The sequence below is a fragment of the Bacillus sp. FCW2 genome, assembly GCF_021228595.1.
In the GTDB taxonomy this organism is placed as follows: Bacteria; Bacillota; Bacilli; order Bacillales; family Bacillaceae; genus Bacillus; species Bacillus velezensis.
The window spans coordinates 3,717,850-3,735,315 of sequence record NZ_CP089436.1; the positions used below are offsets into that span (position 1 = coordinate 3,717,850).

At 48.5% G+C, this 17,466-nt stretch carries 18 protein-coding genes; 6 read left to right on the plus strand and 12 right to left on the minus strand.

Annotated features, from left to right (window positions below; all coding sequences use genetic code 11):
- Positions 1-6 precede the first annotated feature (6 nt).
- Entirely contained in the window at positions 7-798 is a 792-nt protein-coding gene (recX, locus tag K3G25_RS18490) for a recombination regulator RecX (RefSeq protein WP_022552784.1), read from the minus strand.
- 91 nt (positions 799-889) lie between these two features.
- Here recX and K3G25_RS18495 point away from each other — a divergent pair, with 91 nt between their 5' ends.
- The 3 genes from K3G25_RS18495 to K3G25_RS18505 all read left to right on the plus strand — a co-directional run bounded on the left by K3G25_RS18495 (position 890) and on the right by K3G25_RS18505 (position 2,219).
- Positions 890-1,789, plus strand: a complete 900-nt coding sequence (locus tag K3G25_RS18495) for a TIGR01777 family oxidoreductase (protein ID WP_072176834.1) — start codon at positions 890-892, stop codon at positions 1,787-1,789.
- Positions 1,790-1,846: 57 nt separating this feature from the next.
- Complete coding sequence (locus tag K3G25_RS18500; RefSeq protein WP_003155504.1) at positions 1,847-1,957, plus strand: YfhE family protein; 111 nt, start codon at positions 1,847-1,849, stop codon at positions 1,955-1,957.
- Between the two features lie 70 nt (positions 1,958-2,027).
- The gene (locus K3G25_RS18505) at positions 2,028-2,219 is read left to right on the plus strand and encodes a YfhD family protein (protein WP_003155508.1); all 192 of its coding nucleotides are present in this window, start codon (positions 2,028-2,030) and stop codon (positions 2,217-2,219) included.
- A gap of 39 nt (positions 2,220-2,258) precedes the next feature.
- Here K3G25_RS18505 and K3G25_RS18510 read toward each other — a convergent pair whose 3' ends face one another.
- From K3G25_RS18510 to mprF, 3 genes are all read right to left on the minus strand, one after another.
- Positions 2,259-2,843: a nitroreductase family protein gene (locus tag K3G25_RS18510; protein WP_007408549.1), complete on the minus strand. Its 585-nt coding sequence runs from the start codon at positions 2,841-2,843 to the stop codon at positions 2,259-2,261.
- Positions 2,844-2,919: 76 nt separating this feature from the next.
- Positions 2,920-3,804 (minus strand): PhzF family phenazine biosynthesis isomerase, encoded by an 885-nt coding sequence (locus K3G25_RS18515; RefSeq protein WP_061861285.1) that lies wholly within the window; start codon positions 3,802-3,804, stop codon positions 2,920-2,922.
- A 94-nt stretch (positions 3,805-3,898) separates the two neighbouring features.
- Entirely contained in the window at positions 3,899-6,469 is a 2,571-nt protein-coding gene (gene mprF / locus K3G25_RS18520) for a bifunctional lysylphosphatidylglycerol flippase/synthetase MprF (protein ID WP_095061114.1), read from the minus strand.
- 168 nt (positions 6,470-6,637) lie between these two features.
- Between mprF and K3G25_RS18525 the strand changes: the two genes are divergently transcribed.
- Both K3G25_RS18525 and K3G25_RS18530 read left to right on the plus strand, forming a co-directional pair.
- Positions 6,638-7,120, plus strand: a complete 483-nt coding sequence (locus K3G25_RS18525; RefSeq protein WP_012117110.1) for a MarR family transcriptional regulator — start codon at positions 6,638-6,640, stop codon at positions 7,118-7,120.
- A gap of 108 nt (positions 7,121-7,228) precedes the next feature.
- On the plus strand, positions 7,229-8,821 hold the full coding sequence (locus K3G25_RS18530; protein ID WP_021493844.1) for an MFS transporter: 1,593 nt from the start codon (positions 7,229-7,231) through the stop codon (positions 8,819-8,821).
- Here K3G25_RS18530 and bstA read toward each other — a convergent pair.
- From bstA to K3G25_RS18555, 5 genes are all read right to left on the minus strand, one after another.
- Positions 8,781-9,323 (minus strand): bacillithiol transferase BstA, encoded by a 543-nt coding sequence (gene bstA, locus K3G25_RS18535; RefSeq protein WP_021493845.1) that lies wholly within the window; start codon positions 9,321-9,323, stop codon positions 8,781-8,783. The genes K3G25_RS18530 and bstA overlap by 41 nt on opposite strands.
- Positions 9,324-9,348: 25 nt before the next feature.
- On the minus strand, positions 9,349-9,621 hold the full coding sequence (locus tag K3G25_RS18540) for a ribonuclease inhibitor Barstar (RefSeq protein WP_031304057.1): 273 nt from the start codon (positions 9,619-9,621) through the stop codon (positions 9,349-9,351).
- 22 nt (positions 9,622-9,643) lie between these two features.
- On the minus strand, positions 9,644-12,055 hold the full coding sequence (locus K3G25_RS18545) for a PEP/pyruvate-binding domain-containing protein (RefSeq protein ID WP_232489461.1): 2,412 nt from the start codon (positions 12,053-12,055) through the stop codon (positions 9,644-9,646).
- Positions 12,056-12,296: 241 nt separating this feature from the next.
- A complete protein-coding gene (locus tag K3G25_RS18550; protein WP_021493848.1) occupies positions 12,297-13,385 on the minus strand; it encodes an acyltransferase family protein in 1,089 nt (362 codons plus the stop codon).
- Complete coding sequence (locus tag K3G25_RS18555) at positions 13,376-13,978, minus strand: NAD(P)H-dependent oxidoreductase (RefSeq protein WP_007408540.1); 603 nt, start codon at positions 13,976-13,978, stop codon at positions 13,376-13,378. The genes K3G25_RS18550 and K3G25_RS18555 overlap by 10 nt, the downstream gene beginning before the upstream one ends.
- A gap of 233 nt (positions 13,979-14,211) precedes the next feature.
- On the opposite strand from K3G25_RS18555, the gene K3G25_RS18560 reads away from it, so the two are divergent.
- Positions 14,212-14,763 carry a PadR family transcriptional regulator gene (locus K3G25_RS18560; protein WP_014417225.1) on the plus strand — a complete coding sequence of 184 codons (552 nt, stop codon included), beginning with the start codon at positions 14,212-14,214 and terminating at the stop codon, positions 14,761-14,763.
- A gap of 37 nt (positions 14,764-14,800) precedes the next feature.
- Here the strand turns inward: K3G25_RS18560 and cyoE are convergent, their stop codons facing one another.
- The 3 genes from cyoE to K3G25_RS18575 all read right to left on the minus strand — a co-directional run bounded on the left by cyoE (position 14,801) and on the right by K3G25_RS18575 (position 17,384).
- Positions 14,801-15,748 carry a heme o synthase gene (gene cyoE / locus K3G25_RS18565; RefSeq protein ID WP_021493850.1) on the minus strand — a complete coding sequence of 316 codons (948 nt, stop codon included), beginning with the start codon at positions 15,746-15,748 and terminating at the stop codon, positions 14,801-14,803.
- 357 nt (positions 15,749-16,105) lie between these two features.
- Entirely contained in the window at positions 16,106-16,963 is an 858-nt protein-coding gene (locus K3G25_RS18570) for a catechol 2,3-dioxygenase (protein ID WP_021493851.1), read from the minus strand.
- Between the two features lie 16 nt (positions 16,964-16,979).
- Positions 16,980-17,384: a DoxX family oxidoreductase CatD gene (locus tag K3G25_RS18575; protein WP_012117101.1), complete on the minus strand. Its 405-nt coding sequence runs from the start codon at positions 17,382-17,384 to the stop codon at positions 16,980-16,982.
- Between the last annotated feature and the right edge of the window lie 82 nt (positions 17,385-17,466).

Below are 17,466 nucleotides of genomic sequence, written 5' to 3' on the forward strand. Positions count from 1 at the left end.
TTCAGTTTACTCCTCTTCCTGCAAGAATTGATCAATATCGTCAATCGAGAATCCTTTTCTGAATAAGTACTGTTTGACCTTCATTCCGCTTTCATAACTGCCGTCATAGCGGTATTTCCTGATCGCTTTTTCCGCATGAGCCTTCAGAGCTTCCATCTCGGCTTCATCATCATTTTCATACTCCGTCTGTTCCAGAGCGGCATTGATGACGTCGAAAGGGAAACCTTTTCGCTGAAGCTGCATCTGCGCCCGCTGTCTGATCTCTTTTGTGGACAGCTTTTTGTCTTTTTTGAGGATTTTGCCGATATGTTTCAGCGCTTCTTGTATTTGATCATCAAATGTAAACGCACTGAGCGTCTCCTTGATGGTATCGTCGTCTATTCCTTTCGCTTTCAGCTCGCGGAACAGGACGTCAGGGCCTTTGCCGTTTGTTTTTTTGTGGGTGCTCGCATAAGCTTCGGCAAATTCTTTGTCATTTAAGTAGCGGTAATCGTACAGTTTATGGATGACTTCAGAAATGACCATGTCCGGTGTTTCTTTTTTCTTCAGATGATCCCGGACTTCTTTTTCAGAGCGCATCCGGTATGATAAAAATTCTACGGCGCGATTAAAGGCTTTTTTCACGTCATCGCCATGCTGGATTTCAAGAATGTCAAGCTCGTCCAGTTCTTTCCCTTTCTTCAGGTCAAAACGCACAAGCACGTCCGCGTCGACGCTGAATGCATATTTCTCATCAAGAAAGATGTTGAAGCGCTCGGTATTTTTCTTTTGGGTCGATATTTTTGTAATAAACGGCATCCCGGTCTCCTTTCCCGCCCCGATGTTCAGGCGTTTTTCTTTTTGGCAAATGAGGTACAGTATATATATCAACGTGTAAGGAGAGATGGATATGAATATCGCGATGACAGGCGGCACCGGTTTTCTGGGCCGGCATCTGACAGGTGTGTTGACCCGCCGGGGACATCATGTCTATATTTTATCAAGAAAACAGAGAGAAACCGAACAAAAAAATGTGACATATGTTCAATGGCTGGCCGAAAACGCGGCGCCTGAGCGCGAGCTTCCCCCTATTGATGTATGGGTGAACCTCGCCGGCAAATCCATCTTTGACCGCTGGACGGACACAACGAAAGAACAAATCATCTCAAGCAGAATAGAAGCGACGAGAGAAGTCAGACGGATTATGAAGCAGCAGCCGAAAAAACCCCGGGCTTTGATTCAGGCCAGCGCCGTCGGCATTTACGGCACAAGCACAGAGAAAACGTTCACCGAACAGTCCGATACGTCAAATGAAGACTTTCTCAGTCATACGGCTCATATGTGGGAGCGTGAAGGCCAGAAAATTGAAGCGCTCGGCATCCGGACGGTATATGCCAGATTCGGGGTGATGCTCGGTGAAAAAGGCGCCCTGCCGCTCATGGTTCTCCCTTATAAACTGTTAGCCGGCGGCACCATCGGCTCTGGACGGCAATGGCTGTCATGGGTTCATGTGGATGACGCCGCGGAACTTATTGCTTTTGCGGCGGAGCATGATGACTTGTCCGGTCCCATGAATGTGACATCGCCGAACCCCGTAGAAATGAAGCAATTCGGAAAGACGATCGCAGGCGTCCTGCACCGCCCCCATTGGATTCCCGTACCGGAACTTTTTCTGGAGAAGGCCTTGGGAGAAATGAGCCTGCTGATCGTAAAAGGCCAGCGCGCCCTGCCTAAGCAGGCGCTGACATCCGGTTTTCAATTTACGTATGAAGAGCTTGATTTGGCTTTAAAGGATCTCTTATCTGCATAAAAACGGAAATAAAAGCCAATCCTATTGGTATTCTGTTTTGAAGGAGGGTCTTCTTTTATGGAAAAGAAGCGCGAAAAACATCAACAGGGAGCCAATCTGAAAAAAATGCAGGAAGTCCTTTATTCCGGTGAATTCAAAAAAGCGGAAAGAGCAGCCAAACGGAAATAAACTGAATAAAGATCGGGACCGGGCAGATACTATATTTGTTTGATATCACTTTTTTCAGGGGGCGATTGATATGGGCAGAAATCATACTCACAAAAACCGTGATAAAAACAAACAAAAACTTCCTCAAGTTCCGGATGCTTTGAAACGCGAAACAGACGGCACATATGAGGAATATTCAAGCGAGCTTGCTGATTCCGCTGACCGTGAAGCGCAGGCGCGGATGAAAGCCGCTGACAACAGAGCTAAAAGCAAAACCCGCTAATACGAAATCCCCGCCTCTGTATAGAGACGGGGATTTTTTTTACAGTTCGGTAAACAGGCTTTTTGCCGGCGTCCGTTCTTTCGCCTTAGGCTGTTCATCCGGATAGCCCGTTTGAATGATGGCGGCAAAGCGCTCATTGTCAGCAAGGCCGAAGTCTTGGTGCACCTGTTTGTCATACATAATGCGGCCGCTTTTCCAGACCATGCCGATGCCGTTTTCATGTGCGAGAAGCTGAAGGTTTTGAATCATGCCGCTCAGCGCCGCGAAATCATCGTTTCTCGTAAATTCATTTTCATCTTCTTTTAAGACGACCAGCAAAAATCCCGGAACGGCGCTGAGATTTTTTCTCATATTCCGCTCTTTTTCCTCGTTGAAATCATCTTTTATCTTTTTGAAAAATGAGACGTAGCTGTCCGCAAGCTTTGCTTTTCCCGCTTCGCTTGCTGCGTAGATAAAACGCCACGGCTCCGTCAGTCTGTGGTTCGGTGCGTAAACGGCCGTTTCAAGCATATCTAATATGACTTCAGAAGGTACGGTTTCCGGTTTAAACGACCGGATGGATCTTCTGTTTCTGATTGTATGTGCAAGACTTTCGTTTTGCTGTAATTGTTCGGTTTTCGGCATGCCGATTCACCTTCCTATCCAAATGAAAATGATTATCATTTATAATATAACGGATATGACCCGCTTTTGTAAACCGTTACGGAAGCTGAAAATTAATTGTTTCGGCATACACGGCCGTTCCCGTCATCTTGATGTTCATCTTTTCGTTATCTTCTGTAATCCTGATTTCCACTTTTCCGTCTTTCCCGATTTCCTGGCCTTGTTCAATCGTGAGGCATTCGGCTTCGGAGCCTCCGTATTGCCGCATATAGGCTGCCATGACGCCTGAAGCGGTTCCCGTGACGGGATCTTCGGTCGTACCGGAGAAAGGGGAAGAAAAATGGCGTCCGTGCAGATCACTTTCCGGATGAACGGTTTCCAGAGAAAACGGATGAACGCTCGCTTTCGGAAGATCGCGCAAAATAGCGGGGAATTGTGCGTTGTCCGGCACCATATTCCGTGATGCTTTAAGTGATCTCAGCGGAACAATCAGTGTCCAGATCCCCGTTGATCCGTAAACAATCGGCAGCTCGCTGTGAAAATCCTCAGCCGTAATCCCGAGCGAGGCCGCAAGCTTTTCTTTGTCGCCCGTAAACGGCAGAAATTGCGGGGGAGCCTGTTCGAGCGTGATGTATACCCGGCCGTTTCGTTCAGCGGCTTTTACGGGAAGAATGCCGGCTTTTGTTTCAATTTGATATGCCTGATCAGCCTGAAGCCTTCCCTTTTCAATTAATGCGTAAAGAGAGGCGACGGTAGCATGTCCGCATAAATTCATTTCATGGCCGGGTGTAAAATAGCGGATGCGCAGATCGGCTTCTCCGCTTTTACAGAGAAATGAGGTTTCATTGTACCCTGCCATTTCGGCGATCATCTGCATCTCTTCATCTGAATAATCATCTCCGTTAAAGACGATTCCCGCGGGATTTCCCAAATCCGGAATATCGGAAAACGCTTCATATTTAAACACGGTTGCCTGTTTCATTCATCAGCCTTCCTTTCACCTTATGATCATGTTATTCAGTATAACAGAGTGAAATTAGAATTTTTAGTCAATTATTCAAAAAAAAAGACGCCTTTTAACGGCGTCTTTTTTTGGTTTTTCCGATCAGGCGGGTGACGAGGATCATCGTGACGGACAGCGATCTGTTTTTGCGGTACGCCAAGTATTTCCCGCGCCACTCCGGTTTGTATTTTTCTTTAAAGGCCCGCAGCCCGCTGAAGCTGTACATATACCGGACGTTGTTGAAGATGACGGCCGCGATTCTTTCCGACCAGAAAGATGTAAAAGCCGTTCCTACGTTTGACAAAGGCGCCATGCCCATATTGAAGGTGGTATAGCCTTTTTCCTGCGCCCAGAGAAACAGACGGATGAAAAGCGCGTCCATAATACCGTTCGGCGCGCTTTTCCGATAACGCATCAAGTCGACTGATATCTCGCCTTCCTGATACATCGGCATCAGGTTGGCAAAAGCGATGATCTCCCCTTCCGCGTCTTTCACGTAAGCAATCGGCGCCTGTTCCAGATAATCCCTGTCGAAGAAACCGAGGGAAAAACCTTTCTCTTTTTTCGGACCGAGCCATTCGTCCGAAATGCCTTTCAGCTTGGCGATAAACTCGGAGGAAAACGGCGGTTCCCCGACATGGAACGTGTAGCCTTCGCGGTCAAATTTGTTGTTAATCGCCCGCAGCCCCGCTTTTTTCTTACCTGACAGCGTAAATGCCTCCATATCCACGAACGCTTCTTCTCCAAGCTTGAAGAAGTTATAGCCGAAGTCATGGTACAGCGCCAGATCTTCACGTTCGATCTGATAAAACATGACACTCAGCCCCTGCTTATGCGCTTCATTCAGAAATTCCTCAATCACAAGCGGAAAAGAGTCTCTCTGTCCTGACGGATCACCGAGCACGACAAGCCTTCTGGAAATCTGGCTGAACAATAAAAGCGCTTTTCCGTCGCTTGAGAAATAAAACCGCTTATCCCCGAGAAAGCCGAGATGGCTGAGGGCATTTCCGCCTTCTTCCGCCAAAAAGGACTTCAGCCGTTCAGGATCGGCCTCTTCTCCGATCGGCTTCGATCTTTTATGATAAAAGAACGTAAACACAAGGAAAAACAGCGGCACAACAATAATGGCCGTCATCGTGGCATATGTAATGTGCGAATTGTTATGGACGAAATAGTCGTGGCGAAGGAGCCGATTCATTTTATCCCAAATAAAGCCGGCAATGAGATTGTAGTTAAACAAGGCGATAATAAACAGAGCGGCCGCAAAAATCATCTGGCCGAGCGTATACGATGCCTGCTCTCTGATAAACTGCCGCTTTAACAGCACAAGCAATACGATGACGACAGGCAGAATAAAGATCGCGCTGATGTTCATTCCTTTTAAGAAACTGAACACAAAGCCGCCGACCAGCGCGGCAACCGCCATTGAATAAGAACGTTTCGTCCGTTTGTATAATTCAATCGGCAAAATTAATAGAATCAAAGCCGCGCTTAGCGATAACCCGTTAAACGCAAGGAGCGCCGGGCGCGGAATGTGCGGAATGACCGTCTCCCTGTCGATCGGCAGGGCGACGGACGCAAGCACGACGACTCCCGACACGAAAACCAAAAGCGACAGCGAACCGTAAAGCACCCTGATCAAGATAGCGCGCTGGAATACGAGAAGCACGTTCGTCGTTTCCACGGCAGGCGCCATCTTCGGATTTGATTCCAGCCGTTTAAGCGTATTTTCCGTTAAGTCCCCGGCCGCAAAGAACAGACCGAACACAAACGGGATAAATGAATACACAATCCGGTAGATGACGATGGATGTCACGACCGCCTCCTGCGGAAAGCCCATATTCTGCATGCCGAGCAGAAACAGAAGGTCAAACGAACCGAATCCTCCCGGCACAAGGCTGATGATTCCCCCGATGGCGGCAATGGCAAATACACCGAATACATGGCGGACATCCGCGTGAATCCCCATGACATACAGAGAATAATACATGACGACAGCCGCCGCAAACCATTCGGCAAACGATGCCCCGATGTAAGAAAAAACCGGATGCCTCGGTTTTGCTTCACCGTCTTCTGCGCCAGCTTTTTTATTGTTGATCCAAGCGGCGATTAAGGCCACCGGCACAATAAGCGCCACGCCGGCGATGACAGCCCACAGCCACGGTTTCTCACCTGTAATCTCTCCAACCGGCAGAACCCGGGCGATGGTCAGGATACTGAAGACGGACAGCCCGAGCAGCGCTGAGGACGTAAGCCAGGCGATGCCTGCGACGAGGCGTTTTACGTCATTCGTATGTTCTTTGTAAAGCATCGTCCGCAGCCCGACGCCCGCCAGACCGCCGAATCCAAGGACATTGTTAAAGGAATTGGCGATAAAGGAGACCCTGAATACTTTCCAATTCGGAATGTTGAGGCGAAGCGTCCGTTTCAGCACAAAGTCATAAAAGGACATCGCGCTGACGGCAAGAAGGCCGAGCAGAACGAGAATAAATAAATCGTAACGCTCAATCCCGTTAATAATGTACAGCGTTCGTTTAAAAGAAAGGTCTGTCAATTCCTTTTTGGACTGATAAATGACTAAAAGCAAAACTGCAATAGGAAATAATACTTTTAATATCGATAAGGCATTCTTTTTAGTCAGCAATGTTCTCTCCAATCATCATAAAATAGCTTATTTATTATAATTCCCCCAATAATCTCCAACATATTATACACTACCACCTCACATTCAAACAAAACTCGCCTGCAACTTTCTTTCTCTGATTAAAATCAGTAATATGGTATGCAGGAGTATGAATGAGGAAGTGAGACGATGGATTATAATCTGCATGATACAACGGTATTAAGCGGCGATATTTTTTCTCCTGAGGAACGGGATATTTGGGTGCTGTACATGAAAGTGATGACATCGGCGGGGCTCGGCGATGTGTCGGAGTGGATGAAGCTTGATATGAGCATGCCGCAAATGAAGGTGCTGATGCTTCTGAACAACCACGGGACGCTTAAGGTAAGTGACATAGCGGAGAAAATGGGCGCTTCCCTTTCAAATACGACGGGGCTCCTTGACCGTTTAGAAAAATCATGTTTCATTACACGCGCTCCGTCAGAAGAAGACCGCCGTTCAGTCGTCGTTCAATTAACGGAAAACGCGAAAGATATTTTCCGCAGCCTTTATCAAAAAGGACATGTAAAATTGAAGCGTTCATTGGAAACGCTGACCGCTGAAGAAAAACAAACGGTCAATCAAGGGCTTGCCATTTTGGCAAGAGCGCTTGATTCTTCCAAACAGGGATAGAGATGAAAAAGGCCTGCCGGTATCGGCGGCCTTTTTTTGTTTGACATTTAATTCACTCAAAGTGAATAATATATTTGAAGTGAATTAAAAACGGAAGGATTGATCAGTATGCCGGAGCCTTTGCAAACAGAAAAAAACCAGCGCCGGGCCATCACTCTCTTTACGATCGGTGTGTTCATGGCGGCGCTGGACAACGGAATTATTTCCGCTGCTCTGACGACGATTAACAGCTCTTTTGATGTTTCTCCTTCATGGGGATCTTGGGGAGTGACCCTTTACACATTGGGACTCAGTGTCAGTGTGCCGATTGTCGGCAAGCTGTCGGACCGATACGGGCGGAAAAAGCTGTTTATGATTGAAGTCGGGCTGTTCGGACTCGGCTCTTTGCTTGTCGCACTCAGTCAGAGCTTCCCGATGTTTTTGGCGGCACGGCTCATTCAGGCGCTTGGCGGCGGCGGAATTTTTATAATCGGGAGTTCGCATGTGCTGGCCGTGCTTCCGAAGGAGAAACAGGGGAAAGCTCTCGGGCTTTTAGGGGCGATGAACGGTATGGCGGCCGTCCTCGGACCGAATATCGGGAGCTTTTTGCTTGATGTAACCGGGTCGTGGCATTGGCTGTTCTTAATTAACCTGCCGATTGCCGCCGCTTTGGTTGTGTGCGGCGGTTTGTTTATCGCTGAAACGAAAGAGCCTGGGGCGAAACGGCTTGACCTCGCCGGCACAATGCTGCTGTCTCTTGCGATCTTATCTTGCATGATCGGTATTACGAATCTCAATGGGGCGAAGCTGTCAGAAAGCATAATGGACGTAAAGGTGTACGGGTCTCTTTTGGGATCGGCACTTCTCTTTCTGGTGCTGCTTAAGGTCGAAAAGCGGGTTGAAAACCGAGGGGGCGATCCGATTCTCGCCTACTCGCTGCTGCAAAATAAAGTGTTTCAATGGACGCTCGTCATCGGATTTTTATCGGGAGGGCTGCTCGCTGCGGTCATTTTTATTCCTTCTTATGCGGAGCAATATTTGCACGTATCGGCGGAGAAAGCGGGTTATTGGATGACGCCGCTCGCTTTGGCGTCAGGCATCGGAGCGTGGCTCGGCGGGGCGATCACGGATAAAAAAGGGCCGGTCTTTTCCGCGGTTGTATCAGGCGCCATCGCATTTGCCGGCTTCAGCCTGTTTCCGTTATGGGTGACGGATAAATGGGAATTTGTCATAGCGAGTGTCATTGCGGGGATCGGTTTCGGATTTCTGCTCGGGGCTCCGCTGAATGTGCTTGTATCAGAAACGGCGGGCCAAAACAAAGGAACAGCGCTAGGCACGCTGTCACTCGTAAGGCAGGTCGGGCTGACGCTCGCTCCGGCTTTATATGCCGGCTTCATTACAGCGGGCTTTGACCGGATCGGAGATGACATCAAAAACCGTTTAGCGAAAAGCGGCATTCCCGCTGATCAGGCGCAAACGCCCGATATCGGCGGCGGACTTTCTTCGTTGCAGGAGCAGGTAAGCCGAATCCCCGTTCCCGCCGTCAAAAAAGCGGTTTCTGATGCGATTGAAGCAGGCATTTCCAGCGGCTACCACCATCTTTATACGGCAGCCGCCGTTATTTCATTATGCACGATTGTGTCTGCGGCTGTTTTGGCGTTTTTCCGGAAGCCGGCATCCTCTAAGACAGATGCCAGCCCATCCGCCGGGAAAGCTCAGTAATATGGGCGATGTGATGTTCAGAGTGCCAGACATATAGTCCGAGCGCCTGTTCCAGCGTAACCGTCTCTTTAGACACAGGATGGAAGTATGTCCGTTTGAATTGGGCTTCCGTCATGGAGCGCAAAAGAGCGGCCCATCTTCTGTGCAGGAGCGTTAACAGCTCAAGCGCATCCCCGCAAGCGGCGGTTTTGGAATCATGAAGATCAGCCCAGCCTTTTTCATCATAAGGACGGATTTCCGGTTCATTCTCCGTTAAGCTCAATTTAAACCGAGTATAGCCGTTCATGTGGCTGTCCGCCAGATGGTGAACCACTTGGCGGACAGTCCATCCCCCTTCGCGGTACGGCGTATCAAGCTGACTGTCCGACATCGCTCTGACAGCTTGTTTCAGTTTGACCGGAGCGTGCTCCAGCGCATTGATCCATTCTTGTTTCTGCCGGGCCGAAATCGATTCATCCGGCTGATATTCTCCAATCGGATAGTTGAGGGTTTGTTTTTCCATATCTGTCTCTCTCCCGCTGATCGTATTATGAAAGTATGATGGTGATGTCGCAGCCTTCCGCTTTCGCTTCACGAAAGACCTGAAGCACACTCTCGGCGCCATTTTCTGTAAGCTGCTTGCTTTGTTCAAACTGGCTCCATTCTAAAACGAGGGGGTATTCCACCCAGCCGGTCAGACAATCCCATAAAGCGTCAAGGTTTTCACCGTAGTATTCAGGAAGGGCAAGTTCCTTTTTCAATGTCTGATGCAGGTCGCTCATACTTCTGATTTCCTCCCCGTTAATAACTGCTTTATTCATGCGCGGCTCCTTTCCCATGATTTTATTCTATCAGTTTACCATTTTCCTCTTCAGAAGTGGCCGGAGTCTGCCGCGGTTCCAGCTGGACGATGCCTTGCCCGCCGTCAACGGCCACCCTGTCCCCCGTTTTCAGTTTTGACGTTGCATTTCCGCACCCTACAACGGCAGGAATCCCAAGTTCCCGGGCGACGATCGCCGCGTGGGACAGAGGGGCGCCGACGTCCGTTATGATGGCAGCCGCTCTCGGAAAAAGCGGGGTCCAGCCTACATTGGTTGTCGAAGTCACTAAAATTTCCCCCGCCGCAAAAGAATCCCCGTCTTCCGGAGCATCAAGGACACGGACAATGCCCTCCACTCTCCCGGCCGCTCCCGCGAAACCTTTTAAAGTATGCGCATCATCAGTTTCCGCAGGCATAAAAGCATCGTAATAATCCGCTCTTCTGTCAGGCTCCTCAGCCCATTTAAACGGATTGAATCTTCCGTTAATAACGGATGGGAACGGCGGCAGTTTTTTATAGGTTTCATAGTTTTGCTTTCTCGCTTGAATCGACGCAACCGCCGGCTCTTTCCCCGCGAGCAGATCGGTTATTTCATGCAGATACAAGAAGAAAATGTCGTCCTTCATGCCGGTCATTTCCGCCGCTCTGAGCGCGAATGCTCTGGCTGTCCGGTACACCCTGACAAATTCGGATCTGGTTGTTTCTCTAATATTCGCGTATTCTGACGCTTTTTCCATTTTGGCTTTGAGCCATTTGACCTTATGAGGAAACTTTTCTTCAAATCTTCGGAAGGCCTGTTCATGCGCCCGCTGCTGTTTCAAAAGCAGTTGTTCGGCATCAATACCCGACTCCTTGTGTTCTTTGATCTGCTTCGTCAGCCAATCCCGGTTTTCTCCCGGATGCGGTATGGAAAGTTCGTATTCATGCGGGCCTCGGTGGCCTTGGTTCCTGAGATATTCTTCCTCGCTCATACGGCCTTTTATGACTTGATCAATGCCGATAATCGGCTCCAGGCTGGCCAGTCCGCCTTTTCCCCTCAGATTGGAAAGCAGGAGATTCGCATCTTCTATTCCTGCGAGTTTTGTTAATTGAGAGGTTAATGACGAAGAGGATTGCGCAGAATCACGCCCGCCGGATATTAACGCAAACCACGCGTTGCATAAATACGGATAGATCTCATTGTTCCATATCGCTAATAATGCCCGCTCCGTTTCGGCACGTTTCAGCTTTTCCTCAATATTCCGGCACCACTCCGGCGATTCGTCCAAATAGGAGGACATGTTTTTTTTCGCGTGCTTCATTTTCGACAGATACGGTTTCAGTTTTTTCGAGATGATCTTCAAAAGTTCATACTTTGAGAACGGATATAAAGGAATCTTCATTTCCGCCGGGATTTCTCCCAATGTATCGCTCATCATTTTTCCTATTTTACCGCCTTTCGGATTCAGGCCGAAAGCGGCGAGAACGGAAAGAGGCTGGCTCATATTGTTATAGGCTCTGCCGCAAATATTGCCGGACCAGACATAATAACCCGGAATGATGCCCGACTCTTCATCCAGATTCCGGAGGAGCGACCATGTCAGCGGCGTCATCACATCGGGAATCGCTTCTCCTATATTTGTGTTTGTCCATAAAAAATCACCGCTGAAAGAATCATTCCATTCATAGGTTTCCAGATTTCCGGCTTGTAAGGTCGTAATCGGGCGGGATTGAAGAATATACAATGTCCCGCCCGCGGCGGCCCATTCAATATCCTGCGGCCCTCCGAGATCTTTTTCCAGCTTTTTCGCCAGTTTATAGAGCGTTGACGCATATTTGCGAAATTCTGCGGGGCCGTCATATTTTTTCTTGGGCCGTGCCAGTTTAAAAGAATAGGCATCGGCTTCCCCGGAAACGAGCTGCTCCCCGAGACCGTAGACGTAATTGCCTGTCATCTCCCGCCTGCTCCCCGTAATCGGATCTGCGGTAAACAGCACTCCGGATATCTCAGACGGTATCATCAGCTGGATGACGATTGCGATTTCATGCTCATCTTCCATTCCCTGAACGGCGCTGTACGCTTTTACCCTTTCTGACTGTGCCGATCGGCGGACTTCATCAATCGCCCTGGACATGTCTTGATCTGTTTTGACATTCAACACCGTATCGAATTCTCCGGCAAAGGAAGCCTGAGCGGAATCCTCGCTCAGCGCGGATGAGCGTACGGCAAACAACGCAGATGCATGGCGGCTGCGGATGGAATTCACATATTGATCAATAGCCTTTCTCGCCTGATGGCGGAGCTGTCCGTCCTGAAAGGCTGACGGCAAAATCACAAACCCTTCAGGCACAGGATACCCGCTTTGATACATTTTAGAGAGAATGCTTCCTTTTCCCCCCGCAAAGGAATAAAGTTCGGCCGGAAGTTCTCCGAATGTTTTGACACAGTCATTCATAATGTCCCCGCTCCTTTTTAGTCGTTCATCCAAGCTCACAGTTTTTCTCTTTTTCACTTTTTTTGAAAGTATTTCCTATAAGTATACATTATATCGGTCTTCACAAGGGAGAAAATCGATGGCGTTATTTTGTCATAAATGCATCCGTCAAAACGGCCGCAGGCGGGGGCTTTGTTTGCAGGATGTACAACTTGATAAATCGGACCCGTATCAAAAAGGCGGCCGAAACGCCGCCTTTTTTTCAGACTGTGCGGCCTTGATGCGCCGCCGTATTTCTTTTGGTCTGCTTCGGCTGATACACTTTCCCGACAAACAGGTATCCGTATCTGAAATGGTTGCACACCCAAGATACGAAAATGGGACCGAGCGTGCAGATCAAAAATAAAAGAAGGATGGCAGCTGGCAAAGACATTGACCGCAAATAGCCTTCCAGAAGATATCCGCTGATTAAAAAGTAGGAGTGCAGCAGATAGATTGAAAACGAATAGTTGCTGATCATCATCACAATCGCGGGCACTTTTTTGAGCTTTGAAAACAGATGAAAACACAGAAAGATCATACTGACCGCGTAAATCATAATATCCGGACGCTTAGAGGAAATGGAGCCGCCGCTGATATATGAAACGGCCACAATCAATATTGCCGATACGGCCGCACTGAAGTAAACCGCATAACGGTACTGATTGATGAGCGCTAAAAAACGCGGATATTCCTTTCCGCAATAAAATGCCAGACAGAAATAAAACACCCAGCCCGGAAACGGAACCCAAAAGAACGGAAAAATAGAATCAAGCCCCGATGATGCCGGCGGATGAAAGATGGAAAAGTAAGCCAGATAGACAGCGTTGATGATAAATGAAACAGACAGCACCCACACGGGAGATGTGTTGTTCAGCCAGCGGTGCAGCAGCATATGGAGAATGTAAAATTGAAAGATCACAAGAATGAAGTAGCCGATGAAGTTTCCTAAAAACACATTTTCTAAAAATTTACCGATCACTGAAATGAATCCGGCTCCTTCTTCCGCCACGCTTTTCATTAAAATGGCATCCACCGCGGCAATAAACAGAAACGGCACGAAAATGACTTTGCCCCTTTTCTTTAAAAAACCCGCGGGAACGCCTCCCGGGTATGACCTGGCAAGCAGAAATTCCGAAATAAAGATAAACGCCGGCGTACTGAACATCAACAGGGTCCGAAAAGCATCAACCGTATGGGCGGCACTGGCTAAGGACTCTTCCTGAATCATCAGCACCATTGAAACAACGTGAAGCAGAACGACACTTAAACAGGACAGGCAGCGAATCACGAAAATTTCTTTTATCTGCATGCGGCCGCTCCTTTTTCACAAGCGCGCCGGACTTTAGCGTATGCTTGGCGCAGCCATTTTTCCCGCAGCTCGGGTGTGCTCGTTTTGACGACAGAAAAAAGGTTCCGCTCGGCTTTTTGAATGCCGCAAAATTGCAGAATGCCTTTTTTCAGCGTAATCCAGTCCGAGTTTTTCCGGAACCACTTTAAGTACCAGCCCGGGGAATCCGCCGTATAAAAGACCTGTGCCGTCTCTGCCCGGAGCAGTCCTTTTACGCGGCCGTTTTCATATGTGTAGGCTTCTCCGGCGACAAGCACTCTGTCAAAAAAGCCTTTCATAATCGCCGGAACGCCTCCCCACCACAGCGGGTAGATGAAAATGAGATGATCCGCTTCTTTCATCAGTTTCCGGTATTTCTTCGTTTCAGCGTCCCGGTTCATGTCAGAGCGCTTTTTTTCGCCGCCGTACTTCAGCACGGGATCAAATTGGTCGGCGTATAAGTCAATGACCGTATAGCTTTGGCCGCTGTCCTTTAAAGCCATGACGACGTATTTTACGAGAGCCGCATTGAAACTGTTCTCATCCGGGTTTGCATACACAATCACCGTCTTCATATGTCCCTCCCAGTATTTATTAATTTTTACAATGATTATATCATGTTGTCATATGAATGAGGCAAAGACATGAGAAAGGCTTTTTCCGGTACTGCTGCCGTTTCGATAACCCCTTTCTGCATATTTTCGCTGATTTTGCCGCCGCAGATTCAATGACAAGCATCCGGCACTTCTGCGTTTTTGAGCGGCGGTATGGTATACTAGCTGTCAAATGAATGGGCTTGGAGGACAACATGAGAATTTTAAAGTACGCGATTTTAGGGCTTTTGCGAAAAGGCGAATTGAGCGGATATGATATATCGAGCTATTTTAAGGAAGAGCTCGGCCAGTTTTGGAGCGCAAAGCACAGCCAGATTTATCCGGAATTAAAAAAACTGACGGCTGAGGGATTTATTACGTTTCGCACTGCGATTCAAGGAACGAAGCTTGAGAAAAAAATGTACACGCTGACTGGCAAGGGAGAGCTGGAGCTTGCTGCCTGGCTGACGAAAAAAGACCCGATTCCGGAAACGGTGAAGGATGAATTTATGCTGAAGGCTTATTTCATCTCAGCTTTGACGCAGGAAGAAGCGGATGAACTATTCACCGATCAGCTCGTAAAGCGGAAGGAGAAATTGTCCGATCTGGAAAACAGTTATCAAGAACTGATGACATCGTCCGCGGAGGCGGATTCTTTTTCTTCTCCTGATTTCGGCCATTATCTCGTACTGACAAAAGCGCTTGAGCGGGAACGGAATTATATTTCCTGGCTTGAAGATATTTTGGCTCTCATCAAAAAAGCATAAACAAAACGGGGCGGCTCTGTATCTGCAGGCCGCCTGTTTACGTTCTGAGAACCGCATTGATAAACGAATCAGCCATTAAAATAAGAAAAAGCAGACTGAAATACACAATCGAATAAAAAAACATCCCCTTCGACCATTGCGTGTCATCCGCCGCCTGAAAGCCTTTGACGCTCCGGTACAGCCAGATGGCTCCGAGCAGGAGAGCGGACGCGGTATAAAACGGGCTGACGTCTATATAAAGAGGAACGAGCAGCGAAACCGCAGTCAGAACGGCGATATAGCGCAGCATTTTTATTTTTGTGACGCGATTGCCTTTTATGATCGGCAAAAGCGGAATGCCGGCGGCACGATACTCTTCCTTTCGCCTGATTCCGATCGCCCAGAAATGCGGCGGCTGCCACAAAAACATAATCGCGTATAACAAAATCGCGGGCATATCAATGTACCCGGTCAGCGCGCAATAACCGATTAAAGGCGGAGCCGCCCCCGGAAAGCTGCCGACAAATGTGCTCCAGACGGATTGTCTTTTAAACCAAAGCGTATAAACGACGGCATACAGCAAAAAGGCAAGCAGCCCAAGAACGGCGGTCAGTACATTAAGCGAAGCAAGCAGGATGAATCCGCATGCGCCGAGACATGTGCCGTACAGGATCATGACCGGCGGCGGTATTCTTCCCGTGACGCTTGCGCGGGTGCGGGTTCGCGCCATCTTTGCGTCCATGCCGCGGTCAAAGAAGTTATTAAAAACAGTGCTTGATGCCATGACTAACGCCGTTCCGATCATAGCAACCGCCATGGCGGCAAATATACCGGGCCCTCCGCCCGTCCTTTCCGACTGAAGCCATGCGATCCAAAATCCGCCCAATGCGGCGAGTGAATTTGAGATGATAATCCCCGGTTTGGCAAGAATGATAAAGTCCTTGACCGTCATCCGGTTTCCGTTATGTTTCATAGACTGTTCCGTCTGTGCTGCATTTGAGTTCATTTGTTCAGGTTCTCCTTTTTCGGCTTATCATATCAGGAAGAATCAGGAGGCACAATTGTTTTGGACATTTTTCACACAATTGTAAATTGTGTGAAAAGCCGCATCTTGTGTCCGGATGCGGCTTTTCCCTTTTTCTATTCAAAGTCTGCCCATACAGCACCCCGATCTGCTGAACGGATACAGTTTTCAATCCAGCGGATGCCCTGAGCTCGAGCCGGCGATGGCGGGCTCTCCGCGTCATTTTTGCGCCTCACTGAGATGTTCGCTCTCTTAAGTCACAGACGTTCTTTCCCGAGCCTTTTCAAGAAAACTTCAGAAAAATAAAAACCCTTGCCGGTTAGACGGCAAGGGTGTTTCTTACAGTGTAAATGCGATATCCGCCCCTGATACAGGGTCTTTGACGAATACGCCCTCTTCTTTTTCTTCGATCTCAAAGCCGGCATCGGTCAGCGCTTTTGTCACACGTGACAGCTCTTTTTGATGCGGCAGCGCGATGGTGTAATAATCCAGCCCGCTTGCATTTCCCGGTTTCGGCGGCGCATGTTTTCCGGCCCATATATTCAGACCGATGTGATGGTGATACCCTCCCGCCGAAACAAACAGAGCGGACATGCCCGCGTAATTGCCGACAATGTCAAAACCGAGAATATCGGTGTAAAACGCTTTGGCTTCCTGTAAGTCCGTCACATGAAGATGGATGTGGCCGATAACAGTTCCTTCTGGGAGACGGCTTTTCCGTTCAGCTCCGGCTTCTTCCAAAAGCCCGTCCACATCGACGGGCGCCGTTTGCATGACATAATTGCCCTCTGCATCCCGGCGCCACGTGCTGCTGGGACGATCGGCGTATATTTCAATACCGTTGCCGTCCGGATCAGACAGGTAAAGAGCCTCACTGACCGCGTGATCCCCCTGACCGAGCGCGATACCGTTTTCAATCAGCCTGGCCAATGCGATGCCGAGTTCTTTCCGGTCAGGCAGAAGTATCGCGAAATGGTACAGGCCGGTGACAGACCGCTCCGGCAGAACGACGGCGCTTGGATTTTCTTCAAGCACCAGCAGAACGCGTTTTCCGTCTGCTGACAGTCTTGCTGAACGATCTGTCTGCGAGATGACTTGAAAGCCGATTACATTCCGGTAAAAGCCGAGCGAGCGTTCCATATTTTTAATGGTCAATTTGACATAACCGATTGCCGTATCTTGATGAATGCCGGTCATTTGAACGCCTTCTTTCTTATGCTGAAAAAGTTTCTCCCTTTTTTGATTTGAAAAGGAGCTGATCCAATGAAAGCAGACGGCTTCCTGAAAGCGCTAAGTGAATTGACGCAACCAGTAAGATGAAATCAAATTCCGATCCGCCCATAAATGGTGAGGAAAGCTTCGCCGTGAAAATGGCGCCGACTAATGTGACGGCAAACAGAACGCCGATAATGCGCGTTGCCAAACCGAAAAAGATCAGAACCCCGCCGACAAGCTCAATCGTCGCGATGACATAGACCATAAAGGCCGGAATCCCGATGCTCTGGAAAAATTGCGCAGTTCCTTCCAACCCTTGAAACTTGGATAAACCGTGAACAAAAAAGATAATACCTGTTACAACCCTTAAAAGCAGTGTTCCTGTTTCGAATGATTTATTCATAAAATCCTCCTTGAAAATTATTATCACTTACTTTATGTAAGCTAGTATATATACATAACTTATTTACGTCAAGTAATTTTGT